The organism is Sphingomonas sp. EU05-FHT14C10, from assembly GCF_058790595.1.
Window position 1 is genome coordinate 190,925 of record NZ_JBYTEN010000003.1, and the last position, 22,894, is coordinate 213,818.

At 65.0% G+C, this 22,894-nt stretch carries 26 protein-coding genes and 1 tRNA gene; 14 read left to right on the forward strand and 13 right to left on the reverse strand.

Annotated features, from left to right (window positions below):
* The first annotated feature begins 49 nt into the window (after positions 1-49).
* From AC3WT0_RS05610 to uvrA, 3 genes are all read left to right on the forward strand, one after another.
* Complete coding sequence (locus tag AC3WT0_RS05610; RefSeq protein WP_492752111.1) at positions 50-1,207, forward strand: CDP-glycerol glycerophosphotransferase family protein; 1,158 nt, start codon at positions 50-52, stop codon at positions 1,205-1,207.
* Positions 1,204-2,526, forward strand: coding sequence for a lipopolysaccharide biosynthesis protein (locus tag AC3WT0_RS05615; RefSeq protein ID WP_492752112.1), 1,323 nt, complete (start codon positions 1,204-1,206; stop codon positions 2,524-2,526). Before AC3WT0_RS05610 ends, AC3WT0_RS05615 begins: the two co-directional genes overlap by 4 nt.
* A 101-nt stretch (positions 2,527-2,627) precedes the next feature.
* A complete protein-coding gene (gene uvrA, locus AC3WT0_RS05620) occupies positions 2,628-5,579 on the forward strand; it encodes an excinuclease ABC subunit UvrA (protein WP_492752114.1) in 2,952 nt (983 codons plus the stop codon).
* Positions 5,580-5,605: 26 nt separating this feature from the next.
* On the opposite strand, the gene AC3WT0_RS05625 is transcribed toward uvrA, so the two are convergent.
* Both AC3WT0_RS05625 and AC3WT0_RS05630 read right to left on the reverse strand, forming a co-directional pair.
* The gene (locus AC3WT0_RS05625) at positions 5,606-6,268 is read right to left on the reverse strand and encodes a GTP pyrophosphokinase (RefSeq protein WP_492752116.1); all 663 of its coding nucleotides are present in this window, start codon (positions 6,266-6,268) and stop codon (positions 5,606-5,608) included.
* The gene (locus AC3WT0_RS05630) at positions 6,265-7,194 is read right to left on the reverse strand and encodes a hypothetical protein (protein WP_492752117.1); all 930 of its coding nucleotides are present in this window, start codon (positions 7,192-7,194) and stop codon (positions 6,265-6,267) included. Before AC3WT0_RS05630 ends, AC3WT0_RS05625 begins: the two co-directional genes overlap by 4 nt.
* A 191-nt stretch (positions 7,195-7,385) precedes the next feature.
* Here AC3WT0_RS05630 and AC3WT0_RS05635 point away from each other — a divergent pair, with 191 nt between their 5' ends.
* Entirely contained in the window at positions 7,386-7,781 is a 396-nt protein-coding gene (locus tag AC3WT0_RS05635) for a cupin domain-containing protein (RefSeq protein ID WP_492752119.1), read from the forward strand.
* Between the two features lie 26 nt (positions 7,782-7,807).
* Here AC3WT0_RS05635 and AC3WT0_RS05640 read toward each other — a convergent pair whose 3' ends face one another.
* The gene (locus AC3WT0_RS05640; RefSeq protein ID WP_492752120.1) at positions 7,808-8,242 is read right to left on the reverse strand and encodes a hypothetical protein; all 435 of its coding nucleotides are present in this window, start codon (positions 8,240-8,242) and stop codon (positions 7,808-7,810) included.
* 188 nt (positions 8,243-8,430) lie between these two features.
* Here AC3WT0_RS05640 and AC3WT0_RS05645 point away from each other — a divergent pair, with 188 nt between their 5' ends.
* Together AC3WT0_RS05645 and AC3WT0_RS05650 are read left to right on the forward strand one after the other, a co-directional pair.
* Positions 8,431-8,619: a hypothetical protein gene (locus tag AC3WT0_RS05645; protein WP_492752121.1), complete on the forward strand. Its 189-nt coding sequence runs from the start codon at positions 8,431-8,433 to the stop codon at positions 8,617-8,619.
* Positions 8,616-9,671, forward strand: coding sequence for a hypothetical protein (locus AC3WT0_RS05650; protein WP_492752123.1), 1,056 nt, complete (start codon positions 8,616-8,618; stop codon positions 9,669-9,671). Before AC3WT0_RS05645 ends, AC3WT0_RS05650 begins: the two co-directional genes overlap by 4 nt.
* A gap of 133 nt (positions 9,672-9,804) precedes the next feature.
* Here the strand turns inward: AC3WT0_RS05650 and AC3WT0_RS05655 are convergent, their stop codons facing one another.
* Positions 9,805-9,978 carry a hypothetical protein gene (locus tag AC3WT0_RS05655; RefSeq protein ID WP_492752125.1) on the reverse strand — a complete coding sequence of 58 codons (174 nt, stop codon included), beginning with the start codon at positions 9,976-9,978 and terminating at the stop codon, positions 9,805-9,807.
* A 155-nt stretch (positions 9,979-10,133) separates the two neighbouring features.
* Between AC3WT0_RS05655 and AC3WT0_RS05660 the strand changes: the two genes are divergently transcribed.
* Both AC3WT0_RS05660 and AC3WT0_RS05665 read left to right on the forward strand, forming a co-directional pair.
* Positions 10,134-10,700, forward strand: coding sequence for a carboxymuconolactone decarboxylase family protein (locus AC3WT0_RS05660; protein ID WP_492752127.1), 567 nt, complete (start codon positions 10,134-10,136; stop codon positions 10,698-10,700).
* 565 nt (positions 10,701-11,265) lie between these two features.
* Positions 11,266-11,562 carry a glycine zipper 2TM domain-containing protein gene (locus tag AC3WT0_RS05665; RefSeq protein WP_492752128.1) on the forward strand — a complete coding sequence of 99 codons (297 nt, stop codon included), beginning with the start codon at positions 11,266-11,268 and terminating at the stop codon, positions 11,560-11,562.
* Positions 11,563-11,580: 18 nt separating this feature from the next.
* Here the strand turns inward: AC3WT0_RS05665 and AC3WT0_RS05670 are convergent, their stop codons facing one another.
* On the reverse strand, positions 11,581-11,805 hold the full coding sequence (locus AC3WT0_RS05670) for a hypothetical protein (protein ID WP_492752130.1): 225 nt from the start codon (positions 11,803-11,805) through the stop codon (positions 11,581-11,583).
* Between the two features lie 100 nt (positions 11,806-11,905).
* Between AC3WT0_RS05670 and AC3WT0_RS05675 the strand changes: the two genes are divergently transcribed.
* Positions 11,906-12,334 (forward strand): OsmC family protein, encoded by a 429-nt coding sequence (locus AC3WT0_RS05675; protein WP_492752131.1) that lies wholly within the window; start codon positions 11,906-11,908, stop codon positions 12,332-12,334.
* 30 nt (positions 12,335-12,364) lie between these two features.
* Here the strand turns inward: AC3WT0_RS05675 and AC3WT0_RS05680 are convergent, their stop codons facing one another.
* Positions 12,365-13,582: a multidrug effflux MFS transporter gene (locus AC3WT0_RS05680; protein ID WP_492752132.1), complete on the reverse strand. Its 1,218-nt coding sequence runs from the start codon at positions 13,580-13,582 to the stop codon at positions 12,365-12,367.
* A 55-nt stretch (positions 13,583-13,637) separates the two neighbouring features.
* On the reverse strand, positions 13,638-14,018 hold the full coding sequence (locus AC3WT0_RS05685) for a hypothetical protein (RefSeq protein ID WP_492752134.1): 381 nt from the start codon (positions 14,016-14,018) through the stop codon (positions 13,638-13,640).
* Between the two features lie 110 nt (positions 14,019-14,128).
* Here AC3WT0_RS05685 and glpX point away from each other — a divergent pair, with 110 nt between their 5' ends.
* Positions 14,129-15,100 (forward strand): class II fructose-bisphosphatase, encoded by a 972-nt coding sequence (glpX, locus tag AC3WT0_RS05690; protein ID WP_492752136.1) that lies wholly within the window; start codon positions 14,129-14,131, stop codon positions 15,098-15,100.
* A 76-nt stretch (positions 15,101-15,176) separates the two neighbouring features.
* Positions 15,177-15,479 (forward strand): hypothetical protein, encoded by a 303-nt coding sequence (locus AC3WT0_RS05695; RefSeq protein ID WP_492752138.1) that lies wholly within the window; start codon positions 15,177-15,179, stop codon positions 15,477-15,479.
* A 132-nt stretch (positions 15,480-15,611) separates the two neighbouring features.
* On the opposite strand, the gene AC3WT0_RS05700 is transcribed toward AC3WT0_RS05695, so the two are convergent.
* The 3 genes from AC3WT0_RS05700 to AC3WT0_RS05710 form a co-directional block, all read right to left on the reverse strand.
* Positions 15,612-16,244 (reverse strand): DUF4893 domain-containing protein, encoded by a 633-nt coding sequence (locus AC3WT0_RS05700; RefSeq protein ID WP_492752139.1) that lies wholly within the window; start codon positions 16,242-16,244, stop codon positions 15,612-15,614.
* Positions 16,245-16,317: 73 nt separating this feature from the next.
* Positions 16,318-17,103: a 3-hydroxybutyrate dehydrogenase gene (locus AC3WT0_RS05705; protein ID WP_492752141.1), complete on the reverse strand. Its 786-nt coding sequence runs from the start codon at positions 17,101-17,103 to the stop codon at positions 16,318-16,320.
* A gap of 45 nt (positions 17,104-17,148) precedes the next feature.
* Positions 17,149-18,300 carry a patatin-like phospholipase family protein gene (locus AC3WT0_RS05710; RefSeq protein WP_492752142.1) on the reverse strand — a complete coding sequence of 384 codons (1,152 nt, stop codon included), beginning with the start codon at positions 18,298-18,300 and terminating at the stop codon, positions 17,149-17,151.
* Positions 18,301-18,401: 101 nt separating this feature from the next.
* On the opposite strand from AC3WT0_RS05710, the gene ypfJ reads away from it, so the two are divergent.
* The gene (gene ypfJ / locus AC3WT0_RS05715; protein ID WP_492752143.1) at positions 18,402-19,310 is read left to right on the forward strand and encodes a KPN_02809 family neutral zinc metallopeptidase; all 909 of its coding nucleotides are present in this window, start codon (positions 18,402-18,404) and stop codon (positions 19,308-19,310) included.
* Between the two features lie 102 nt (positions 19,311-19,412).
* Here ypfJ and AC3WT0_RS05720 read toward each other — a convergent pair whose 3' ends face one another.
* The gene (locus AC3WT0_RS05720; protein ID WP_492752144.1) at positions 19,413-20,402 is read right to left on the reverse strand and encodes an NADP-dependent oxidoreductase; all 990 of its coding nucleotides are present in this window, start codon (positions 20,400-20,402) and stop codon (positions 19,413-19,415) included.
* Between the two features lie 203 nt (positions 20,403-20,605).
* Between AC3WT0_RS05720 and AC3WT0_RS05725 the strand changes: the two genes are divergently transcribed.
* A tRNA-Ala gene (locus tag AC3WT0_RS05725) sits at positions 20,606-20,681 on the forward strand.
* Positions 20,682-20,721: 40 nt separating this feature from the next.
* Here AC3WT0_RS05725 and betI read toward each other — a convergent pair.
* Positions 20,722-21,309, reverse strand: coding sequence for a transcriptional regulator BetI (gene betI / locus AC3WT0_RS05730; RefSeq protein ID WP_492752145.1), 588 nt, complete (start codon positions 21,307-21,309; stop codon positions 20,722-20,724).
* A 155-nt stretch (positions 21,310-21,464) separates the two neighbouring features.
* Here betI and AC3WT0_RS05735 point away from each other — a divergent pair, with 155 nt between their 5' ends.
* A complete protein-coding gene (locus AC3WT0_RS05735; protein WP_492752147.1) occupies positions 21,465-21,587 on the forward strand; it encodes a hypothetical protein in 123 nt (40 codons plus the stop codon).
* On the opposite strand, the gene AC3WT0_RS05740 is transcribed toward AC3WT0_RS05735, so the two are convergent.
* Entirely contained in the window at positions 21,588-22,856 is a 1,269-nt protein-coding gene (locus AC3WT0_RS05740; protein WP_492752148.1) for an APC family permease, read from the reverse strand.
* Between the last annotated feature and the right edge of the window lie 38 nt (positions 22,857-22,894).

Here is a 22,894-nt window from a genome sequence, read left to right on the forward strand (position 1 = left end):
CCGTAACGGCTTGGGTGCGGAAAGTCGGGACCCGCGTCGTCTAGACGACATGCGGGTATGTTTCCTCTTCAACCACGATCAGATTCACCAGATCGCGCACAGCCTGCCGGTCGCGCTGGCGCTGACCGGGCGGCCCGACGCGCAGGTCGTCATCGCCGCGACGAACGCCGCGATCATGGCGGAGATCAGGCGGATCGCCGACCCGGCGCAACTCACCCGCGCAGAGCTCGTCATGCTTGATCTCGAAAGCGCGCTGGCGCGGGGCGTGGCCTCGGCGCTCAATGGCCTGGTCCCCGCAAGAAAGATCCTGATATACAGGGATAATCTGGCGTTTTTTCGGGCTCTGGATATCCTCGTCGTCACCGAGCGGACATCGTTGATCCTCAAGCGGCGCTATGCGCTGAACAATTTGCGGATGGTGCTTATCGATCATGGAGCCGGCGATCGGGCGATCGGATTTGGGTCCAGCGCTTCCGATTTCGATCAACTGCTCGTCGCTGGGCCGAAGATACGCGATCGCATGGTGACGGACGCCGGCGTCGATCCGTCGCGCATATCGATGGTCGGCTATCCCAAATTCGATCTGTCCCCGAGGGAGCTCATGGCGCTTCCGATGCGCGACAATGGCCGGCCGACCGTCCTTTACAACCCGCATCTCTCGCCGCACCTTTCGTCCTGGTTCGGCATGGGGCGGCGGGTGCTCGACTATTTCCTCGGATCCGAACGCTATAATCTGATCTTCGCGCCGCATATCATGCTCTTCAACCGGCGCGTGGTCACCACGATCGATCGGTTGCGCATCGCCTTCCCCGGCGGAATCGCGATGAAATATTTCGGGGCGGAGAATATCCACGTCGATCTTGGGAGCCATTACAGCACCGACATGAGCTATGTCGCCGTGGCCGACCTGTATCTGGGCGACGTGAGCAGCCAGGTCTATGAATTCATGCGCCGGCGGCGGCCGTGTATTTTCCTGAACGCGCACGGCATAGACCACCGGGGCGACCCGAATTTCAGTCACTGGAGCGCGGGCGAAGTCATCGGCGACGTCGATCAACTCGGCGCCGCGCTGGACCGTGCATGGGCGCTGCACGAAAGCCGCTATGCCGCCGCGCAGGACGGGCTTTTCGATTATACGTTCGACATCGGGGCGGAGCCGTCGGCCGCGCGCGCGGCCCGCGCGATACTGGATGCCGCGCCGACGTGACGGCCGGGCGCAGTCGCGGGATCGTCGCGCGCATCTATGGCAATCTGGGCGCGCTGCTGGGCGGCAAGGCGGCGGCAGGCGCCCTCAGCCTGATCTACACCGGGATCGCGGCGCGCCTGCTCGGGCCTGCCGACTATGGCATGCTGGTCCTGATTCACGGCTATACGTTGGTCGTCGCCGGCGTCGTGACCTTCCCGGCCTGGCACGCCGTCGTCCGCTACGGGGCAGAAGCGCTCAACGCCGGCGATGCGCCGCGCCTCCTTCGCCTGATGCGCTTCACGGCGCTGCTCGAGTTGGCAGCGGGGGTGCTGGCGGTCGCGCTCGCCGCCTTGCTCGCGCCGGTCATCGGCCCCCATCTGGGGCTCGATCCGACCGCGCAGTCCTTTGCGACCATGTATTGCCTCGCGGTGCTCGCCACTGTTCGCACGACCCCCGCCGGACTATTGCAGCTGCAGGGTCAGTTCAGGCTGCTGGGCCTCCACAATATCGTGAACCCGCTGGTCCGGCTCGCCGGCACGATCGTCGCGCTCGCCTTTCATGCGGGACTCCGGACCTTCCTCGCGACCTGGTTGCTCGCGGCGCTCGCCGAATGCCTGTCGATGTGGCTGCTCGGCTATTGGGCGATGCGCCGCTATCGCCCCTGGGCCGGGCCTCCCGCACGCGCGCCGAGCGTGCGGCGCGAAAATCCTGGCCTCTTCCGGTTCATGACGCTGGCCAATGTCGATGCGACCTTCGCCGATCTGGCGCCCCGCATCGCGCTGCTCGCCGTGGGCTGGGTGCTGGGTCCTGCCGCCGCCGGGCTTTATTCGATCGGTCAGCGGGCGACCGCGATCATCGCCCAGCCCGCGATCATATTGGGCCAGGCCGCCTATGCGGAGCTTGCGCGCTTCGTTGCGGAGGGCAAGCGCGGCCTGCCGCTGCGCCATGCCGTCTATCGATGCGTCGGGATCGCGACGCTGGCCGCGAGCCCGGTCCTGTTCCTGCTGCTCGCTTTCCCGCGCCTGTTCATCAAGCTGATCGCGGGCGGGGCCTTTGGCGGCGCGGCGGGAATCGTCGCCTGGCTGATGCTGGCGCGCGTGATACGCATGGCGGCGCCCCCCGCCGGCGCGGCGCTGGTGGCGCTGGGCCGGCCGGGCGCGTCGGTATCGGCCAGCCTGCTCGCGGCACTCGCGACACTCCCGCTCCTGCCTCTTGCGATGCAGCTTATGGGACTTTCCGGGGCCGGCATGTTGGCTGCGGTCGAGGCGGCGATCGCGACAGGAATCCTGGTCCTCTATTTGAATCGCGAGACCGGGGTGCGCCGGTCCGCGCCGGGCTGAACAACGGCCCCGGCCTTGCGACTCGTGACCGCGCTCCCCATCCTAGGGGCTGCCATCCGCGCCCCTTGCCTCGCGCGAACATATATGGAACATATCCGGTCATGCTCACCCATATTTCCGTGCGCGGCGCGCGCGAGCACAACCTCAAGGGCGTCGATGTCGATCTCCCGCGCGACAAGCTGATCGTCATCACCGGCCTGTCGGGATCGGGCAAGAGCTCGCTCGCCTTCGACACCATCTATGCCGAGGGGCAGCGCCGCTATGTCGAGAGCCTCTCGGCCTATGCGCGCCAGTTCCTCGAGCTGATGCAGAAGCCCGACGTCGATCATATCGAGGGCCTCTCCCCCGCCATTTCGATCGAGCAGAAGACGACCTCGCGCAACCCGCGCTCGACGGTCGCGACGGTCACCGAGATCTACGATTATATGCGCTTGCTCTGGGCGCGCGTCGGCATCCCCTATTCGCCCGCGACGGGCCTTCCGATCAGCGCGCAGACCGTCAGCCAGATGGTCGATCGCGTGATGACCCTGCCCGAAGGCACGCGCCTTTACCTGCTCGCCCCCGTGGTGCGCGGGCGCAAGGGCGAATATCGCAAGGAGCTGGCCGAGTGGCAGAAGGCGGGCTTCACCCGCGTGCGCATCGACGGGCAGTTCCACGACATCGAGGAAGCCCCGGCGCTCGACAAGAAGTACAAGCATGACATCGAGGTGGTGGTCGACCGCATCGTCGTGCGCGACGGCATCCAGACGCGCCTCGCCGACAGCTTCGAGACCGCGCTGAAGCTCGCCGAGGGCCTTGCCTATGTCGATCCGGCGGACTCGCTTCCGACGGCGGGAGAAGAATCGCCGTTCGTCCCGAGCGAAGTCGAGGGACGTGTCTCGACTGCGCTCGACACGAACGGAGCAAAAGCCGCCGGATCGGGCATGAAGCTCGATTACGCCTCCCCCGGCCGCATCACCTTTTCCGAGAAGTTCGCCTGCCCCGTCTCGGGCTTCACCATTGCCGAGATCGAGCCGCGTCTCTTCTCGTTCAACGCCCCGCAGGGCGCGTGCCCCGCATGCGACGGCCTTGGCGAGAAGCTGATCTTCGACGAGGATCTCGTCGTCCCCAACCACGCGCTCAGCATCAAGAAGGGCGCGATCGTCCCCTGGGCCAAGTCCAACCCGCCCAGCCCCTATTACATGCAGGTGCTGAACAGCCTCGCGGCCGAGTTCGGCTTCAGCATCGATACGCCGTGGCAGGACCTGCCCGGCGAGGTGAAGCTGATCATCCTCCACGGCACCGGCGGCAAGCCCGTCACGCTCCGCTTCCAGGACGGGCGCAAGAGCTACGAGGTCAAGAAGGCGTTCGAGGGCGTTATCGGCAATCTCAACCGCCGCCTGCTCCAGACCGAGAGCGCCTGGATGCGCGAGGAGCTGGGCAAGTACCAGTCCTCCGCCCCGTGCGAGGTCTGCCTCGGCGCGCGCCTCAAGCCCGAGGCGCTGGCGGTCAAGATCGCGATGACTGACATCAGCCAGGCCACGCGCATGTCGGTGGTCGACGCGCTCGGCTGGTTCACCGCCCTCCCCCCGCAGCTGAGCGATCAGCAGCGCGCGATCGCCGAGCGCATCTTGAAGGAAATCGTCGAGCGCCTCGGCTTCCTCAACAATGTCGGGCTCGATTATCTCAACCTCGATCGCACCTCGGGCACGCTTTCGGGCGGCGAGAGCCAGCGCATCCGCCTCGCCTCGCAGATCGGCAGCGGCCTCTCGGGCGTGCTCTACGTGCTCGACGAACCCAGCATCGGCCTCCACCAGCGCGACAACGACATGCTCCTCGCCACGCTGCGCCGCCTGCGCGATCTCGGCAACACCGTGATCGTGGTCGAGCATGACGAGGATGCCATCCGCCAGGCCGATTATGTCGTCGACATGGGCCCCGGCGCGGGCGTCCATGGCGGCGCGGTCGTCGCGCGCGGCACGCTGGAGGAACTGCTCGCCAACGAAAACAGCATCACCGCTGACTATCTCGCCGGCCGCCGCCGCATCGACGTGCCGGCAAAGCGCCGCAAGGGATCGGGCAAGAAGCTCACCGTGCGCGGCGCCACCGCCAACAATCTGCGCAACGTCACCGCCAGCATCCCCCTGGGCACCTTCACCTGCATCACCGGCGTCTCGGGCAGCGGCAAGTCGAGCTTCACCATCGACACGCTCTACGCCTCGGCCGCGCGCCAGCTGAACGGCGCGCGCCTCCTCGCCGGCCATCATGAGAAGATCGAGGGGCTCCAGCATCTCGACAAGGTGATCGACATCGATCAGTCGCCCATCGGCCGCACCCCGCGCTCCAACCCCGCCACCTATACCGGCGCCTTCACCAATATCCGCGACTGGTTCGCGGGCCTGCCCGAGGCGGAGGCGCGCGGCTACAAGCCCGGCCGCTTCAGCTTCAACGTCAAGGGCGGCCGCTGCGAGGCGTGCCAGGGCGACGGCGTGCTCAAGATCGAGATGCACTTCCTCCCCGACGTCTATGTGACGTGCGACGTCTGCCACGGCGCGCGCTACAACCGTGAAACGTTGGAAGTGAAGTTCAAGGGCAAGTCGATCGCCGACGTGCTCGACATGACGGTCGAGGACGCCGCCGAATTCTTCAAGGCCGTGCCCCCCATCCGCGACAAGATGGCGATGCTGGTCGAAGTCGGCCTCGGCTATGTGAAGGTCGGCCAGCAGGCGACGACGCTCTCGGGCGGCGAGGCCCAGCGCGTCAAGCTCGCCAAGGAACTGAGCCGCCGCGCCACCGGCAACACGCTCTACATCCTCGACGAGCCCACCACCGGCCTCCATTTCGAGGATGTCCGCAAGCTCTTGGAAGTGCTCCACGCCCTCGTCGAGCAAGGCAACAGCGTCGTCGTGATCGAGCATAATCTCGATGTCATCAAGACCGCCGACTGGATCATCGACATGGGCCCGGAAGGCGGCGTGAAGGGCGGCCAGGTCGTCGCCGAAGGCACGCCGGAGGCGGTCGCGAAGGTCGCGGGGAGCTTTACCGGGGCCTATCTAGCGCCGTTATTGGGGTGAGCGATTAATACACTGGCGATTTTGCGCTATTCGTGTTCTTTAGAGGAACTAGTAGCCGCCTGATTTTCTGCCTCGTTATCGTTGTAAACGAGGGCACTTGCCAATTCATCGAAAATTGTATCCGCCCCCCAGGCTTGAGCGGCCGTAAATGCAATTTTTCTTCGCTCATCTCCGGTAATGCTCTTTAGAGATTTATAACCCAAATCGTGATGCGCCTCTGACCAAGCGTGTTGAAAAAGCGTCTTTATCTGCAACTCAAAGAAATCAGGTATTTTAACGTCAATACCATCCGGCACAACGTCATCCGGCAATTTTAATATATAATGCAGTCCGAAATAACCGAATTCAGAGTCAGAGCTAGGTATCTTGTTCTGTTTTTCTATAAATCGAAAATATTTTTCGATACTCTTCTTTATTATGCCGATATCTTTCAAATAAAATACCGTTATTCTTGCTCCTATTTGATCCTGTATTTCGTCGTTCGGATTTTTATATTTCATTGATCCATCTTGATCTAACTTTTCTGCCTTAGAGATATACCTATCGGGACTTTTCGCTCTCGCAGAAATTCTGTCTATGCGCTCCGCGCCTTCAAGATGAACTGCTATATACTTCTCAAGAGAATTAGCAATTCCGACTAGTGTCGGATATCTCTCTTCATATTCACTAAGAATATGATCATTTTTCATTTTCTAGCCAACCTCTGATCACTTATCTTGCCTTTAGTTGTGTATTCCACTTCTCCATTGTCGGAAGATTTCAACTCAAACACCCTCTCAAAATCGTCGTTCGGAGCCGTCAGTATAGCCCCGTTATTCATCTCGACGGTTCGATATGGAGCCACAATCCGAAACTCATTGTGGTCGAACTGGAATTTCTTTCCAGATAAACTCGGCTTCGCGAGCTGATTTATGACAGTATCCCTGGCGGATTGACTAAATCCGAAACGTTCACAGAAGTCGTCTATAGTGATTGATTTCCCTTTAAAAACAGCCGGCGCTAGCGTGCTCGCATGAGCAATTTCTGATTTAATAGAAAGATTTGGCGTTGATTTTACAGCCTGTTTTAGCGCCGTCGCCAGCCTTCTTGTTCCAGCTGCCGCAGTTTCAGAGAAATCAGCGTTCAGAAAATCTTTTAGCCAATATTCGGATATATGCTCGCCCGATTGACCAGCCTGCCTATCGGTAGCAAATCCTTTCCAATATCCATCCTTTGGAACATGATGCTCGAGCATAACTGCCTTATATGAAGACAATCTCTTGATGAATACTTGCTCAAGAAACTCTACAGCCAGTCCTTCTGAACTTACTTCGGCTAAAATGGCCTCATCTGTAGGAAATCTTGATACTATCAATCGCCTTTTAGTTCCATTGACGCCAACTAGTAGAAACAACAAGCCATCGCCGCTTCGATTATCTGTTGCCCGATGCAATCGCTGGGCAATGGCTAGTCCGTTATCCTGAGTGGGCGCCGCTTCAAATTCGATAAACAAATTACGGCAGTCATTTACCTGCACGCCTTCGATGGCGGGATTGAAGGTAATCTCAAAATCCCGAGAGGACGCGTCTCCCGAAAATATCCCGTCCAGCATTCTGAAGAGCTTGCCGGTACCCAAAGGTATCTCTTTTCCGGATATTGCTCCGCACCCAGAAGCACCCTTCCCCGGTGGGGTCAGGAACGCAAAAGCTTTTGATATTGGCAAATTGATCCTCCCCTATTTCCACGTGACCTTGGTAGGGGAAAAAAATCAATGCTAAACTTCCTTCAATTGGCCAACGATCAAACCATTGCGGATGATATTTTCCCATGCCCCACCTCCCCACCAACCCCATCCATCTAGGCCTCTCCGCCGCCGCATCGGTCGAGCCAGCCTTCACCGGCATGGAATGGTACGCCGCCTATGGCGCGCGCCACGAGGCCGATGGGGTCGAGAGCCGGCTCGTCTCGCAATATAGCTTCGACCGGAGCTGGGACATGTGGGAGATGCACCCCCACGGCGCGGAGGTCGTCATCTGCACCGCCGGCTGCATCACGCTGCATCAGGAACATGCCGACGGCACGCGCGAGAGCGTCACCCTCACTCCCGGCGACTATGCGATCAATCCCCCCGGCACCTGGCACACCGCCGATGTTCCCGCCGGCACCGTCTGCACCGCGATCTTCATCACGGCAGGGCTGGGGACGGAGCATCGGGGTCGCTGAGGCGCGAAAGCCCTGATCGCACCGCTTTAAGGCTCTTCGGGCGCGCCGTTGCGAAACTCGGACGCTCCAGCATAAATGGTCAGCGCGGCGCCGAGGACCAGGATAGCCCATCCCCATTGCAACTGGACCGAACTCATCGCTGCTTCAGCAAGTCCCCGAAACGGATTATCAGCTAGCTCAGAGTTCATTTGAACCCGCAATTCGCTCATGCGCTGTTGAAAACCGAAAAAAGTATATCCCAGCAAGGCGAGGCTTGCGATACCGGGCCACAGGACGTGGCGCACCCACCCCATCAACGCGAGAATCGCGGCGATCAAGGAGAATCCAAAGATAAAGATCCCGTCTCCTCGTCCATTTTGAAAGTAGTTCATCTGGCCTACGATTGGCATGCTGACGATTGGAGTAAACACGCCGACGAAAAGCATCGCGGCACCTATGAGTGCGATAATCTTGTTATTCATGGATGCCTCCATCTCCACGAATAGGATCACACTCGAACGCGAGTAGGTCAATCCGCCACGAACAAATATGGCGCCTTTTGCGTGGTGCAAATAAGGCTGTCCTACAGACCCCATTCCGGCATATCTAGACGGTCCTTCTCGAACCGAAAGGACCGGCCGTGGATCATCCGCAGCTCAGCAGAACCGATATGATCATTCCCTTCGCGGACGGCCCCGATGGCCGCGCCGCCGTCGATGCGTGGCGCGCGCATGTCGAGGCCGGGCGCATCGGCCGCCGCCCGCCGCCTGATCCCGCGCTGGTCGCGAAGAAGGCGCGCATGGCCGATCTGCTCGGCCGCTTCGCCGCATGGCAGCGCCATCCGGAGGACGCGCAATGAGCGCCTCGCCCGACACGTCCGGCGCCACGCCCCGCACCGCCGCGGCGCGATCTGCGGCGCAGCCGCCCGTCCTCCACGGCCCGTCGCCCGCCGCCGCCCATGCCCGGCGCGACGGCTGGTCGCCCCAGCGCCAGCGCACCTTCCTGGAGGCGATCGCCGAGGGCTCGACCGTGGGCGAGGCCTGCGCGCATGTCGGCCTTTCGCCCGCATCGGCCTATGCGCTGCGCCGCCGCGCGGCGGGTACGTCCTTCCGCCTCGGCTGGGATGCGGCGAACCTGCTCGCGCGCGACAAGGTGGCCGATACCCTCCTCGCCCGCGCGATCGAGGGGCAGACCGAAACCTATACGCGCGGCGACGCCGTCTTCACGCGCCACCGCTACGACAATCGCCTCGCCACGGCGATGCTCGCCCGGCTCGATCGGCTGGCCGAGGATGCGCAGGGACCCGTGCCGCAGGCCGCGCGCCTCGTCGCGCAGGAATTCGATGCCTTCCTCGATCTCGTCGAGCGCGACGAGGGGCCGGCGCGCACCGGGTTGTTCGTCGGTGCGCGCGTCGCGGGCGATGGCGTCGCCTGGGGCGACATCGATCCCGTCCTCGCGCTCGCCCGCGCCGATCGCTACCTGCGCGGCCATGCCGGCATGGCGGGCGAGGTCGACATCAGCGATCTCGATCCCGCGCGCCGCGCGCAGTGGAGCGCCGATCAATGGGCGCGCGCCGACGCCGCCGGCCTGATCGTCGTCGCCGATCGCGCGATGGACGATCCCGAGTTCGACGACGGCTATGACGATGTCGATGCCGAAGGCGAGGACGACGATCTCCTCCCCGAAGGCATCGACCTGAACGCGGAGGATTGGGCGACGATCCGCGCGCGGCGCGCCATCTTCGCCCGCGCCGCAGCCGCCGAGCGCGGGCTTGAGGACGACGCGCCAGCCTCTCAACTTTGTCAACTTCGCGCCGCCAACGAGGTCGATCATGCCCGCTGGCGCGCGGCGGACGCGAAGCGGGCGGACCGCCCCGCCGGGAACGATCCGCCCGCCCACAGCCCGATCTAGGGCCGATGGGCCGCCCACCGCCTCACGCCGTCATTGCGAGTGCGGCGAAGCAATCCACTATGCCCGGCATGGGGCAGGATTGCGTCGTCTCCGCGCGCCGCGCGGTGACGGGCAGGCGATCGGCGCCCGCGCCTTAGCGGCGCTGCGGATCGTCGCGCTTCTCGCTCCCGCCTTGATGCTCGTCGCGCTTCTGGCCGCCCTTTTGCTGCTGCTGTTGCTGCTGGCCGGGCTGGCGATGTTCGCGGTCCTGCTGCTGCTGCGGGTTGCGGTCGTTGCCGCCCTGCTGGCCCTGGTTGCGCTCGTTCATGGCACTCTCCTTGGATTCCCGCTCCGCCCGTTAGAACCGGTGGAGACGGTGCCCCGTTCCTCGCTTCGCCGCATGTCGCGGCCGAACCATTGGCATGATGCGCCGAATCGCGCGTTGCGCTATGACGATGCTGCAACCGCGAAGGAGCCTTGCCGATGCGCCTCCCCCTCATCCCCGTCGCCGATCTCAGCGCTGCCCAGAAGCCGCTCTACGAAGATATGAAGAAGGGCATCGCCTCCGATTTCAATGCTTTCCGCACGATCACAGACGACGGCTCGCTGATCGGCCCGTGGAACGCCTGGCTCCATGAACCGCGCATCGGCGCGGCGATCTGGGAACTGACCGAGGCGATGACGGCGGAGGCTTCGCTTCCCGACAATGTCCGGCAGATCGCGATCCTCGTCGTCGGCGCGCGCTTCAATGCGGCCTATGAGCTTTACGCTCATATCGCGGTCGCCGAGCGCGACGGCATGAGCGACTCGCGCATCTCGACGCTCGTCTCGGGCAGCCGCCCCGCCGATTTCAGCGAGGAGGAAGGCTGCGCCTACGACGTCGCCTTCGCGCTCACCGGCGGCGGCGTGCTGCCTGAGCCCTGCTACGCGCGCGCGGTGAAGCTCTTCGGCCAGCACGGCGCCAACGAACTCATCTACCTCGTCGGGCTCTACTGCATGGTCTCGATGACGCTCAACGGCTTCAACGTCCCCGTCCCCGAACGCGAATAGGGAGGTCGCATATCCGGGCGCATCGCGGCGCGATCCGCCCGGAATCAAATGCCGGAAATGCCGGAAATGCCGGAATCAAATGGGGGCCGGCGTCGCCGCCAGCCCCCACTCTCACGCCGGCCTTGCCTGGCAAGGTCTCGCGACCGGCCATGCCCGCCTGGCGTTTTCGCATCGCGTCCGACCCAAAGGGCCCTTGCGGTGCCGGGTCCGTCTTCGCATCGTCCATTCCCTGCCTTGCGGCTGGGAAGCGGATGTCGCTCCCTCGTCCCCTCCGGCGGGAGTAGTGGCGGTTTCCTTGCGGTTCCCGACCGTCCTCACCGGATCCGGCCCCTCGATCCGCCCCCGTTTCCGGCGGTTTTTCTCTGTTGGCCTTGGGGAGATGCTGTCATTCATCCCCGATTCGACAAAGCCTGAATCCGCTGCTCAAGCCTGTGGATAACGAGGATAACGGGAATAATTCAGGCCGCGCCGCGCACTCCGTCCGGCTTGTTGTTTCAGGTTCATGCAACCGGCGCTGTCCCGCCTCGTTGTCCCGCCCGTCAACAAGAAGAAGAAAGGGACGTTCATGCGTAAACTTGTTCTGGGTCTCGCCATGGTCGCGACGGCAGTGTCGATCGCCGCCATCCCCTCGGCCGCCGATGCGCGCTCGCAATATCGCGAATGGCGCGGGCGCGACGGCCGCGTCTATTGCCGCCGTTCGAACGGCACCACCGGCCTGATCGTCGGCGGCGCGGCGGGTGCCCTCGCCGGCCGCGCCATCGATACGCGCGGCGACCGCACGGTCGGCACCCTCGTCGGCGCCGGCGCCGGCGCGCTGCTCGGCCGCGAGATCGATCGCGGTGGCAAGCGCCGCTGCCGCTGATCCCCGGCCAGTCGATCGCTATTCGGCTTCGCGGTCGTCGCCCGGTTCCGGCGCGTCGGCCGCGAAGTCGTCCAACCCTTCAAACTCGTCGTCGCTGTCGATCGATTCGCCGCGATCGCGGCTCATGTCGGTCAGCACCACCCCGTCATTCGGGCCGCCGCCTTCATATTCATGGACCTCGGCGCGCTGGCTGTCGTCATAGCCTTCGCGCTCTTCCTCGATCCTGTCCTTCGGACCCACCATTTGGTATCCCTTTCCCGATCCGTGCGCTGAAACCAAAACAGCGTAGTTGCCCGGCTGGTTCCGGACGACTCGCCGCAATCGATCGCGAAAGGATGACGTGATGACCACCCGCACCGCAACCGCCCGCTACGAAGGTTTTGGAAAGGACGGCAAAGGCAAGCTGACGACGCAGTCGGGCGTGCTCAGCGACCAGCCCTATTCGTTCAACACGCGCTTCGGCGACGAACCCGGCACCAATCCCGAGGAGCTGGTCGCCGCTGCGCATGCCGGCTGCTTCACCATGGCGCTCAGCTTCGCGCTCGCCCGCGCCGGCTACAGCGCAGGCAGTCTCGAGACCAAGGCCGCGGTCAAGCTCGAGCAGGATGGGGCGGGCTTCACGATCACCCATTCGGATCTGACGCTCACCGCCACCGTGCCCGGGATCGGCGCCGACGAATTCGCCGCGATCGCCGCCGATGCGGAAGCCAATTGCCCGGTCTCGAAGCTATTGAAGGCCCAGATCAGCCTGACGCACACGCTGAACGCCTGAGGCGGCGTTCAGGAGCGAACTCCACCCCCCTTAAGCCCGCGCGTGCGGCTGGAACAGCTTGCCGCGCTCCGTCGCCAGCACGACGCCGAGCGCGGCAAGCCCGGTCAGCACGAAGCCGCTGTAGAGCGGCACCGTCGTGCCGTCGAAGGCCTGGCCGATGCTGACCCCGATCAATGCGCCGACGACGGTCGCGAAGAAGCCCTGCACGCTTGCCGCAGTGCCCGCGAGCCCGCCCATCTTCTCCATCGCCATCGCGCCGAAATTGGCGGTGGCGAGGCCGAAGCAGCCCATCATCAGCGCCTGCACGACCGCGAAGCTCAGCAGCGTATCCATCTGCGTCAGTCCCGCCGCGAGGTGGAGCGAGGCGAAGCCGATGAAGCAGATCAGCGCGCTGTGCGAGATGCGCCGCGTGCCGAGCTTCACCACCAATCGCGAGTTGAGCAGCGAGCCCAGCGCCATCGTTCCCGCAACGCAGGCGAAGACCGGTGTGAGCAGCAGCGGCCGATGGAACACCTCGGAAAAGACCTGCGGCACCGAATTGATGAAGCCGTAGAGCCCGCCCGACAGCAATGCCAGCGCAGCGGTGTAGCCCAGCGAGTTGCGCTCGGTGAGCGTCGTCCGCCACCCCGCCGCGATGCGGCTTACCGAAAGCGGCAGGCGATGATCGGGCGTCAGCGTCTCGGGCAGGCGCAATGTGATCCAGATGCACAGGCCGAGCGAGAAGGCCGACAGCGCGATGAATATCCAGTGCCAGGGCGCGACGAACAGGATCAGCTGCCCCACGCTCGGCGCCAGGATCGGCGCGGCCATGAACACCATCATCGCAAGGCTCATCACCCGCGCCATCTGGCGTCCCTCGAACCGGTCGCGCACCACCGACACCGCGAGCACGCGGCACGCGGAAACGGTGAGTCCGCAGGCGACGCGCGCGGCGATCAGCATCGCGAAGCTGCCGGCAAAGGCCGCGAGGAGATTGAAGATGGCGACGAGGATCAGGTTGACCTGCAGCACCGGCCGCCGCCCGAACCTGTCGGACAGGGGACCGTGGATGACCTGCCCGACGCCGAACGAGATCATGAATGCCCCGATCACCCACTGCCGATGATTGGGGTTGGCCACGCCCAGCCCCTCGCCGATCGCGGGCAGCGACGGCAGCATCGAATCGATCGACAGCGCGGTCATCGCCATGCACGCGGCGATCAGCGCGACGAATTCGCCGAACGGCGGAAATTGCCGGGGGGAAGCCATGGCGGCTCCATGGCAAGTCAGGCGCTGTGGGGGAACCCCTTATCTGACAACGCGATCAACGCGGCGTCGGAATGGGCGTCGGCGGATCGCCGCTTTCGGGGTCGATCGCCTTTGCGACCAGTTTCGCGGCGAACGGCACCAGCGCGAGGATGCTGAAACCGCCCCCGCATTTGTCGGCGATCAACGCCCCGCACGAGCCTTGCCGGATCGGCGCGGCGGACGCGGCGCGAACCTCGCCCTTCGGCGGCGGCGCCCCGGCATCGTCCGGCTCGCGATAGGGCAGGCGCTGACGGCGGCTTTCGAGGTTGGATCCGCACACCACGATGGCGCTCGCGTCGCGCTGCTTCGCGCAGCCATCGGCATCGACGCCGGTCAGCGACCGGGACTGCGCGATCGCCTCCTCCGCCGTCTGCGCGCTTGCCGGCAGGGCGGACATCAAAAATGCCAGGCAGGATACGGCGGCGATTCTCGACATTGTCCCAAGCCTCGCCTATCGCGCGGCGCAAGCCAATAGGACCGGATCACCGGCTAGAGAGGTTTTCGAATATGGTGAAGGCAAGCAAGGTTCTCGATCGCGTTCTGGTGCTCGAAATGGTTCGCGTCACCGAAGCGGCGGCGATCGCCGCGTCGCAGCTGGTTGGCCGCGGCGACGAGAAGGCTGCGGATGCCGCCGCCGTCGAGGCGATGCGCGAGGCGCTGAACGGCCTTTACATGGACGGCACCGTCGTGATCGGCGAAGGTGAGCGCGACGAGGCCCCGATGCTCTATATCGGCGAGAAGGTCGGCTCCGCCGTCGGCAAGGGCCCGCGCATCGATATCGCGCTCGATCCGCTCGAAGGCACCACGATCACCGCCAAGGCCGGCCCCAACGCGCTGGCCGTGCTTGCTATCGGCGAGGAAGGCTGCCTGCTCAACGCGCCCGACGTCTATATGGACAAGCTCGCGGTCGGCCCCGGCTATCCCGAAGGCGTGATCGACCTCGACAAGTCGCCCGCCGACAATATCCGCGCCGTCGCGGCCGCCAAGGGCGTCGAGCCGCATGAGGTGATTGCCTGCGTCCTCGATCGTCCGCGCCACGAGAAGCTGATCGCCGGGCTGCGCGAGATCGGCTGCGGCATCATGCTCATCCCCGATGGCGACGTGGCCGGCGTGATCGCGACGACCGACCCGGACACCACGATCGACATCTACATGGGATCGGGCGGCGCGCCCGAGGGCGTGCTGGCGGCGGCCGCGCTCCGCTGCGTCGGCGGGCAGTTCAAGGGCCGCCTGCTCTTCCGCAACGAGGATGAGAAGGCGCGCGCGCGCAAATGGGGCATCAGCGATCTCAACAAGATCTATGACCTGACCGAACTGGCGCGCGGCGACTGCATCTTCGCCGCGACGGGCGTGACCGACGGTTCGCTGCTCGACGGCGTCAAGCGCCTCAAGGGCGGCGTGATGACCACCGACAGCGTGGTGATGCGCGCCAGCTCTGGTACCGTGCGCTGGGTCAAGGGCGAGCATCGCAAGCGCTGATCGGCGCGCCGGGCCGGTTGGTCCTCGCACCCCGATCGGCTAAGGTCGGGGCGACTGCCACCGCATGGAGGAGGTGATGATGCACCGGCCCGTCCCCCGCTTCCTGCTCCTCGCGCCCGCGGCGGCGCTGATCGTCGCTGCCGGGCCGCCCGTTACCCACGGCAATCGCGCGGCCTATTGCCGCGGCGAGGTGTCTGGCATGTACGGCACAAGGCCGATCTACGTGAAGACCGCGAAGCTGGCGAAGGACGAAGGCGGGACGACCTCTATCTCGGGCACGGTCGACAGGGGAAGCGAAGGCATCAAGGCGTTCAAATGCCGCTTCGACGCGCGCGGCCGCTTTATCGACGTGATGGCGATGACGCCCGACGGCAAGTGATCGAGCGTCATCCTGACCTCGACCGCGCGCAGACAGGTTCTCCGTTTGTGTCGAGCGAAGTCGAGATATGCTTGCACCGACGCTTCTCGACTACGCTCGAAGCGAACGGGAGGGGAAGCGGGTCAGCGCGGACTAAGGCTGCGGGACCAGCTCCACCACGTCGACGATGCTTTCGAAGCGCGGATAGGGCAGCAGCATCCGCCAGCGCTTGTCGCCGATCCGTTCGATGATCCCCGCCATGTCGCGATCGGGATCGAGGCCATAATTGACCGGCCGCCGTTCGTCGCTGAGCATCATCGTGCCGAGAAAGATCTGGCGCGGCGCATCGCCGTCGGTGAAGATCACGCCGGTGGGGCGCTGCGACCCCGTGGTCTTGCGCAGCTGCGCGCCATTGCCCGCGCCGTCGACGCGGCAGGTGTAGACGGGATAGCTGGTATAGGTCAGCGTCGCGCTGCCCTTGGCGCCCAGCTTGATCACGCGGCAGCTATAATTGCCCGGCGGCATCGCGGCGCCGTCGAGCGCGGCCTCGGGCTTGAACAGCGCGCCTTCGGCGGCGATCTCGCGGCCATAGCCGTCGGCCTGCGCCGCCGCGACACCCTTCAGCAGCGCATCGCGCCAGCCCCGGATGCGCTGGCGATCAGCATCGGTCGCAACGCGCCGCCAATCGAGCTTGGTCACGTCCACGCGCGCCGGAATGGCCGGCGACGCGGGCATGGACAGAAACAGCAACGCGCCACCTGCGCGCAGCCCGGCAACCCTCAACATTACGACCCCCGCTTTTGCGGCGAGGATAGCAGGGCGCGCGCGCTTGGCCAGCCGCGATCGCGACCGGAGCGGTCTATTCGGCCGTCCAGCCACCGTCGACGGACAGGTTGGCGCCGGTGATCGACTTGGCCGCATCGCCGCACAGATAAAGCGCGAGCGCCGCGACCTGATCCACGGTCACGAACTCCTTGGTCGGCTGCGCCTCGAGCAGCACGTCGTTCATCACCTGCTCGCGCGTCATCCCGCGCGCCTTCATCGTGTCGGGGATCTGCTTCTCGACCAGCGGCGTCCACACATAGCCGGGCGAGATGCAGTTGACGGTGATGCCATAGCGCGCTGTTTCGAGCGCCGCCGTCTTGGTCAGCCCGGCGATGCCGTGCTTGGCCGCGACATAGGCCGACTTGTCGGGGCTGGCGACCAGCGAGTGCGCCGATGCGGTCGAGATGATCCGCCCCCACTTCTTCGCCTTCATGCCCGGGATCGCGGCGCGCATCAGGTGGAAGGTCGACGACAGGTTGATCGCGATGATCGCGTTCCACTTGTCGATCGGGAACTGGTCGATCGGCGAGACATATTGGATACCGGCGTTGGAAATCACGATGTCCGGCCCGCCCAGCTTGTCGGCGCATTCCTTGACCATCGCCTCGATCTCCTCGGGCTTGGTCATGTCGGCGGCCGAATAGAGCGCCCCCGCCCCGCTGATCCCGGCGATCGCGGCGCGCTCCTTCTCGATATCAGCCGCGTCGCCGAAGCCGTTGATCATCACCGCCGCGCCCTCGCCCGCCAGCGCCTTCGCATAGGCGAGGCCGATGCCCGAGGTGGAACCGGTGATGAGGGCGGTCTTGCCTTTCAGGAACATGTGCATTCGCCTTTCTGCTGGCGCCCGAGGGACTGGCGCGGTGGATTATTCGGCATGATCCCGCGCAAGGTCGAACGTCGCGGTCCGCCCGTCGAGGATGTTGCGCGCAAGCACGCCCGCCTTGCCCATCGTCTTGGCGACGGCGGCGCGGCCGGCATCCCAATGCTCGCGCATCGTCCGCGTCGAGAATTCAAAGTCGCGCGATCCGCCTTCCCAGGCATTGGCGCGGTAGATGAGGTGGACGATGCTGACCGGCTTCTCGGTCGCGATCGCGCAGAGCGCCACAGCGTCGGGATCGTCGCGCAGTTCCGGCGGCAGCTTGGCGAGCAGGCGCTGTGCGATCTCTCGCGCGCGGCGCAGCTTGACCTGTTCGGTGCTGACCTGGCGCGTGCGACTGGAGAAGCGGATTTCCTTCTCGCGCGCGATCACGTCCATGATCGTCTTGGGGCGAACCGAGGTGGCCGAAAACAGATCGACCTGGAAGACGAGCAGGTCGCTGGTCTGCGTGTCGAGCACGTCGGTCAGCGGCGTGTTGGAGACGAGCCCGCCGTCCCACCACAACCGCCCGTCGATCTCGACCGGGGGCAGCCCCGGCGGCAGCGCGCCCGACGCCATCACGTGGCGCGCATCGATCTTTTGCTTGCGGTTGTCGAAATAGAAGAAGTTGCCGCTCTCGACATCGACCGCGCCGACCGAGAAATGGACGGGGCCGTTGTTGAGCAGATCCCAGTCGACGAGCCGGTCTAGCGTCTCGGCCAGCGCGCCGCTGTCATAGAAGCTGAGCGCATCGGGGCTGCCCGGCGGCGCCAGGAAAGGCGGCATCATGCGTGGCTTGAAGAAGCCCGGCACCCCCGCGCTCGCCACCCAGCCCGCCGACAGCTCGTGGAGCCATTCGCGCATCCGGTCGTCGTTCCAGATCGGGAAGCTGGGCAGTCCGCCCGTCACAATATTCCAGAATTGCTCGAGCTGATGGACGCGACGCTCGGGCGGATTGCCGGCGATGATCGCGGCGTTGACCGCGCCGATCGAGATGCCGGCCACGCGGTCGATCGCGATGCCGCGCTCGGCCAGCGCCTCGAATACGCCTGCCTGATAGGAGCCGAGCGCGCCCCCGCCCTGAAGGACGAGCGCCACCTCGCTGGGGAGGGGGAGTGCTTCCGCCGAGTGGCGTGCTCTGGGGCTTTCCGAGTCGGCCATATTGCGCTGCAATATCCCAAATAGCGTAAGAGCGTTATTGTTCCTTTTGCAACAGAAGCGAAGCTGGCGCATTGTCCCCGTCATTAAATCGGGGAAAGATCATGCGGCTCGACGACTATCGGACCAGCGACAATGTCGAGGACCAGCGCGGCGCGGGCGGTGGCAGCGGGCTGGGCCTTGGCGGCGGCGGGATGGGCGGCGGCGGTCTCGGCCTGATCCTCAGCCTCGTCGGCTCCAAATTCGGCATCGTCGGGATCATCGTGGTGATCGCGGGCGCTTTCCTCCTCGGCATCAATCCGTTCGGCGGCGGCGGCACGGTCGGCGGCCCCGCCCCGCAAGCTGTGACCAACGGCAAGACGGCGGCGCAAAGCTGCGCGATCGACGCCGCCAGCCGCTTCTCCTGCCAGGTGATGGCCAGCACCGAGGACACGTGGAGCAAGATCTTCGCCCAGCATGGCGAGCAGTTCACCCCAGCCAAGCTCGTCTTCTACAGCCAGAATGGCAGCTCGGGCTGCGGCGCGGCGCAATCGGCGATGGGGCCCTTCTACTGCCCCACCGACAATCGCATCTATCTCGACACCGATTTCTTCAACGAGCTCCAGAACCGCTTCCACGCCGCCGGCGATTTCGCGCAGGCCTATGTGATCGCGCATGAGATGGGCCACCATATCCAGACGATCACCGGCATTTCGGACAAGGTCCGCGCCGCCCAGTCGCGCGGCGGCGAAGCGCAGGCCAACCAGCTGCAGGTGCGGATGGAATTGCAGGCGGATTGCTATGCCGGCGTCTGGGCCGCGCAGAATCGCGACCGGCTCGATCCCGGCGACGTGCAGGAAGGCATGACCGCGGCCAATGCGATCGGCGACGATACGCTGCAGAAGGCGGCGGGCCAGCGCCCGGTGCCCGAAAGCTTCACCCACGGCACGTCGGCGCAGCGCATGGAATGGCTGAAGCGCGGCATCGACAGCGGCGATCCCGCCCAGTGCGATACCTTCAAGGGCGTGCTGTAACCCCTTTCGTCATTGCGAGACGGCGAAGCAATCCAGCGATGCTCGGCATCGGACTGGATTGCTTCGCTATGCTCGCAATGACGTCAGAGGCGTGCCCCCATCTTACAGCTTCACCAGCATCTTGCCGGTGTTGCTGCCCTTGAACAGGCCGAGAAAGGCATCGACCGTGCTTTCCAGCCCGTCCTTCACCGTGGTGCGCGCCGTCACCTTGCCGGCCTTCACCCACCCGGCCATCTCCTGCGTGAAGGCCGGGAACTCCGAGTAGAAATCGGTGTAGATGAAGCCCTGCATGCGGATGCGGGCCGGGATGGTGCGGATCAGGTAACGCATCTCCAGCGGCTTGCCGTCATTATAGCTGTCGATCATGCCGCAGATCGCGAAGCGCGCATTCTGCCGCGCGGTCGCGAAGGCGGCGTCGAGATGCTCGCCGCCGACATTGTCGAAATAGACGTCGATGCCCTTGGGCGCGGCCTCGGCAAGCTGGGGCAGCACCGGCCCGGCCTTGTAGTCGATGCAGGCATCGGCGCCGAGTTCCTTCACCCAGGCGCATTTATCAGGCCCGCCGGCCGATCCGATCACCGTCATGCCCTTCAGCTTGGCGATCTGCACCACCGCCGACCCGACCGCGCCAGCCGCCGCCGAAACGAAGACGATGTCGCCTTCCTTGGCGCTCGCGGTGCGGAGCAGGCCGAAATAGGCGGTGCCCCCGGTCAGCCCCAGATTGTGGAGCCATGCCTCGTCGGGCACGCCCAGATCGGGCAGCTTGGTGGGCATCAGTTCGGGGACGACGACCGCCTCGTCGCGCCAACCCGCCATGTGGAGCACCTTGTCCCCCACCGCGAAGCCGGGGTTGCGGCTCTCGATCACTTCGCCGACCGCGCCGCCCGTCATCGGCTCGCCGATCTGGAAGGGTGGCACATAGGATTTCACGTCGTTCATCCGCCCGCGCATATAAGGGTCGACCGACAGCCAGAGATTGCGGACGCGGATCTCGCCGTCCGCGAGGGACTGATCGGGAAGCGCCTTCAGTTCGAAGTCGCCGATCACGGGCTCACCCTTGGGGCGCGATTTCAGGTGCCAGGCGCGTGCCATTTCATCTCTCCTCTTTGGTCTGTGCATTCAGTCCTATTCCGAAACCGAACGCAGCGACAAGGCGATGTTGGAAAGAAAGCGGCACGGCGCCGCGCCGCTGCCCGGATACGCGGTCACGATCTTGTAAAAGAGGCTGTTGCATCCCCCGAAAGCTGCCGCTACAGGGTGCGACCTCGCGGGGCGACCCGCGAAAAATCTGGCGAGGGGCCGTAGCTCAGTTGGGAGAGCGCGTCGTTCGCAATGACGAGGTCAAGGGTTCGATTCCCTTCGGCTCCACCAGCCAGATCAGCGCGAGAAACCTCAGACCGCGCCGCTCAATCTAGACCAGCTTTTCCAGATAGTCCTCGACGATCGCGCAGGCTTCGGCCGGCGTGAAGACGCTGGGGTCGAGCGACAGCTCAAGCCACAGGCCGTCGACCAGCGCGCCGATCGCGATCGCGGCGATGCGGGCGTCGCGATGCGGCGCGCATTGGGCGACCAGCGCTTCGATCGTGCGGCGATAATCGGCATAGATATCGCCGTGGAGCGCCGCGATCGCGGGATCGGAGATGACGAGGCTCCAGAAGGCGAGCCAGGTCGACAGCAGCGCGCGATCGACGATCTCCGGGCCGAAGCTGGCGGTGACATAGGCGCGGAGCTGCGCGCGCGGATCGTCACCCGCCGCGCGCATCGCTCCGCCATGCACGCCTGCCACCTTCTCGCCGACATGGCGGTAGGTTTCGGCGATGAGCGCATCGACCCCGGCGAAATAATGACCGAGCAGACCGGGCGAGACGCCAGCCTCCGCACAGATTGCGCGGACCGATGCGCCGGTGGCGCCGCTGCGCGCCAGCACGCGCGCGGCGGCCTCGATCAGTTCGAGGCGGCGGACATCGGGATCGGCGCGGTGGAAGGCGGCGCGGGACATTCCTGCTAGCTTATCAGGGGGGAATAAGGTTTTCGGCGTAGCTGTTTTACGGGCGTCGAACAAGCCGATGCGATTCGGACGCGAATCCGGCCTTTTTGCTCGGTTATGGCGCAGGTTCGCCCGCCATGCTCTCCGGAGGCCGTTAAACCGGGTGCATGCGGGAGCATGAGGAAAAGCCGCTGACGCGCGGCGAATATATAGCGATCGGGCTGCTGATCGCGCTTAACCTGATCCTGCTGGCCATGCCAGCCGAAGCCTTGCTGCGCAGCCGGGGCTGATCAGGCCACGGCCGGCTGGCGCGGGCGGATCAGGTAGAGCGGGAGCGCGGTCAGCGTCAGCAGCAGGCTGAGCGAGCTCGGCTTCACCCCTGCCCCCCACAAGGCCCAGAGCGAGAAGGCGGCGCCGAGCAGGGCGGCCGGCACCGCGACGCGGCGGACGATCGCGGCGATGCACACAGCGAGATAGAACCACAGCGACGAGGATGTGGTGAGCAGCAGCACAAGCTCGAACAGGCTCGACAGCGACCCACTGGCGGTGAACAGCACCAGCAGGCTGGCGGCGATCGAGGAGAGGACGAGCACGCGCACCGGCACGTCATGCCGTTCGGTCCTGGCGAACCAGCGGGGGATGAGCCCGGCGCGCGCCATGCTCAGCGGCACTTCGCCCTGGATCAGCACCCAGCAGTTGAGCGCGCCGATCGCGGCAATCGCGGCGAAGGCAGCGATCGTCAGCGCCGCGCCCGGCCCCCAGAAGGTCTCGACGAACAGCGCGAAAGGCGCCGCCGACGCCGCCAGCTTGTCCGCCGGCAACGCCAGCACGATGCCCGAGCAGACGACGATATAGAGCAAGCCGGTGAGCGCCGTACCCGCCATGGTCGCGCGGCGGATGGTCACTTCGGGCCGCTGCACGCGTTCCGCCGCGACCGAAGCGGTCTCGAAGCCGACGAGCGGGAAGAAGGTGAGCGCGACGGGGGCGGTGAGCGCCGCAATGCCGAAACCTGCAGGCAAGGACGGCGGCGCGAGGCTGCCTGCATGCGCCAGCGCCACCGCGATCACGATGACGACGGCGAGCGGAACGAGCTTCAATATCGTGGTGACGACCTGGAAGCGCCCGGCAAGCCGCGCACCGCCGAGGTTGAGCAGGGTCATCAGCCAGATGAGTACAACCGATCCCAGCGCCCCGTAGATCGGCCGCGCATTGAGCACGGGCAGGAAGACGGAGATATAGGCGGTGGCGGCGATCGCGATGGCCGCCACCGCCGTCCAGACCGAGATCCAGTAGCTCCACCCCACCAGCACGCCGACCAGCCGGCCGAGCACCGATGCGGTGATCGCGATCGCCCCGGTTTCCTCCGGCATGTGCGAAGCGAGGCTGGACAGGCACCAGGCGATCGACAGTGCGCCCCCGATGCTGATCGCCCAGGCGATGACGCTGACCCAGCCATAAGGCGCGACCTGCGCGGGCAGCATGAAGATGCCCGAGCCGATCATGCCGCCGACGACAAGCGCTGTCGCCGTCCAGAATCCGAAGGGACGTTTCTCGCTCATGACGTCAAGGTTCAAACGGAACGGACGGGCGCGCGCAA

Bases quoted from the DNA above. Each gene is read 5' to 3' on its own strand.
- AC3WT0_RS05680 (WP_492752132.1), bottom strand. From the start codon at position 13,582: ATGGCTTCCCCCCGGCAATTTCCGCCGTTCGGCGAATTCGTCGCGCTG.
- AC3WT0_RS05695 (WP_492752138.1), top strand. From the start codon at position 15,177: ATGATGCACCGGCCCGTCCCCCGCTTCCTGCTCCTCGCGCCCGCGGCG.
- AC3WT0_RS05665 (WP_492752128.1), top strand. From the start codon at position 11,266: ATGCGTAAACTTGTTCTGGGTCTCGCCATGGTCGCGACGGCAGTGTCG.
- AC3WT0_RS05675 (WP_492752131.1), top strand. From the start codon at position 11,906: ATGACCACCCGCACCGCAACCGCCCGCTACGAAGGTTTTGGAAAGGAC.
- AC3WT0_RS05720 (WP_492752144.1), bottom strand. From the start codon at position 20,402: ATGGCACGCGCCTGGCACCTGAAATCGCGCCCCAAGGGTGAGCCCGTG.
- AC3WT0_RS05655 (WP_492752125.1), bottom strand. From the start codon at position 9,978: ATGAACGAGCGCAACCAGGGCCAGCAGGGCGGCAACGACCGCAACCCG.
- AC3WT0_RS05625 (WP_492752116.1), bottom strand. From the start codon at position 6,268: ATGAAAAATGATCATATTCTTAGTGAATATGAAGAGAGATATCCGACA.
- AC3WT0_RS05740 (WP_492752148.1), bottom strand. From the start codon at position 22,856: ATGAGCGAGAAACGTCCCTTCGGATTCTGGACGGCGACAGCGCTTGTC.
- AC3WT0_RS05735 (WP_492752147.1), top strand. From the start codon at position 21,465: ATGCGGGAGCATGAGGAAAAGCCGCTGACGCGCGGCGAATATATAGCG.
- AC3WT0_RS05635 (WP_492752119.1), top strand. From the start codon at position 7,386: ATGCCCCACCTCCCCACCAACCCCATCCATCTAGGCCTCTCCGCCGCC.
- AC3WT0_RS05650 (WP_492752123.1), top strand. From the start codon at position 8,616: ATGAGCGCCTCGCCCGACACGTCCGGCGCCACGCCCCGCACCGCCGCG.
- uvrA (WP_492752114.1), top strand. From the start codon at position 2,628: ATGCTCACCCATATTTCCGTGCGCGGCGCGCGCGAGCACAACCTCAAG.
- AC3WT0_RS05685 (WP_492752134.1), bottom strand. From the start codon at position 14,018: ATGTCCGCCCTGCCGGCAAGCGCGCAGACGGCGGAGGAGGCGATCGCG.
- AC3WT0_RS05710 (WP_492752142.1), bottom strand. From the start codon at position 18,300: ATGGCCGACTCGGAAAGCCCCAGAGCACGCCACTCGGCGGAAGCACTC.
- AC3WT0_RS05640 (WP_492752120.1), bottom strand. From the start codon at position 8,242: ATGAATAACAAGATTATCGCACTCATAGGTGCCGCGATGCTTTTCGTC.
- AC3WT0_RS05670 (WP_492752130.1), bottom strand. From the start codon at position 11,805: ATGGTGGGTCCGAAGGACAGGATCGAGGAAGAGCGCGAAGGCTATGAC.
- AC3WT0_RS05645 (WP_492752121.1), top strand. From the start codon at position 8,431: ATGATCATTCCCTTCGCGGACGGCCCCGATGGCCGCGCCGCCGTCGAT.
- AC3WT0_RS05700 (WP_492752139.1), bottom strand. From the start codon at position 16,244: ATGTTGAGGGTTGCCGGGCTGCGCGCAGGTGGCGCGTTGCTGTTTCTG.
- AC3WT0_RS05610 (WP_492752111.1), top strand. From the start codon at position 50: ATGCGGGTATGTTTCCTCTTCAACCACGATCAGATTCACCAGATCGCG.
- ypfJ (WP_492752143.1), top strand. From the start codon at position 18,402: ATGCGGCTCGACGACTATCGGACCAGCGACAATGTCGAGGACCAGCGC.
- AC3WT0_RS05705 (WP_492752141.1), bottom strand. From the start codon at position 17,103: ATGTTCCTGAAAGGCAAGACCGCCCTCATCACCGGTTCCACCTCGGGC.
- AC3WT0_RS05660 (WP_492752127.1), top strand. From the start codon at position 10,134: ATGCGCCTCCCCCTCATCCCCGTCGCCGATCTCAGCGCTGCCCAGAAG.
- betI (WP_492752145.1), bottom strand. From the start codon at position 21,309: ATGTCCCGCGCCGCCTTCCACCGCGCCGATCCCGATGTCCGCCGCCTC.
- glpX (WP_492752136.1), top strand. From the start codon at position 14,129: ATGGTGAAGGCAAGCAAGGTTCTCGATCGCGTTCTGGTGCTCGAAATG.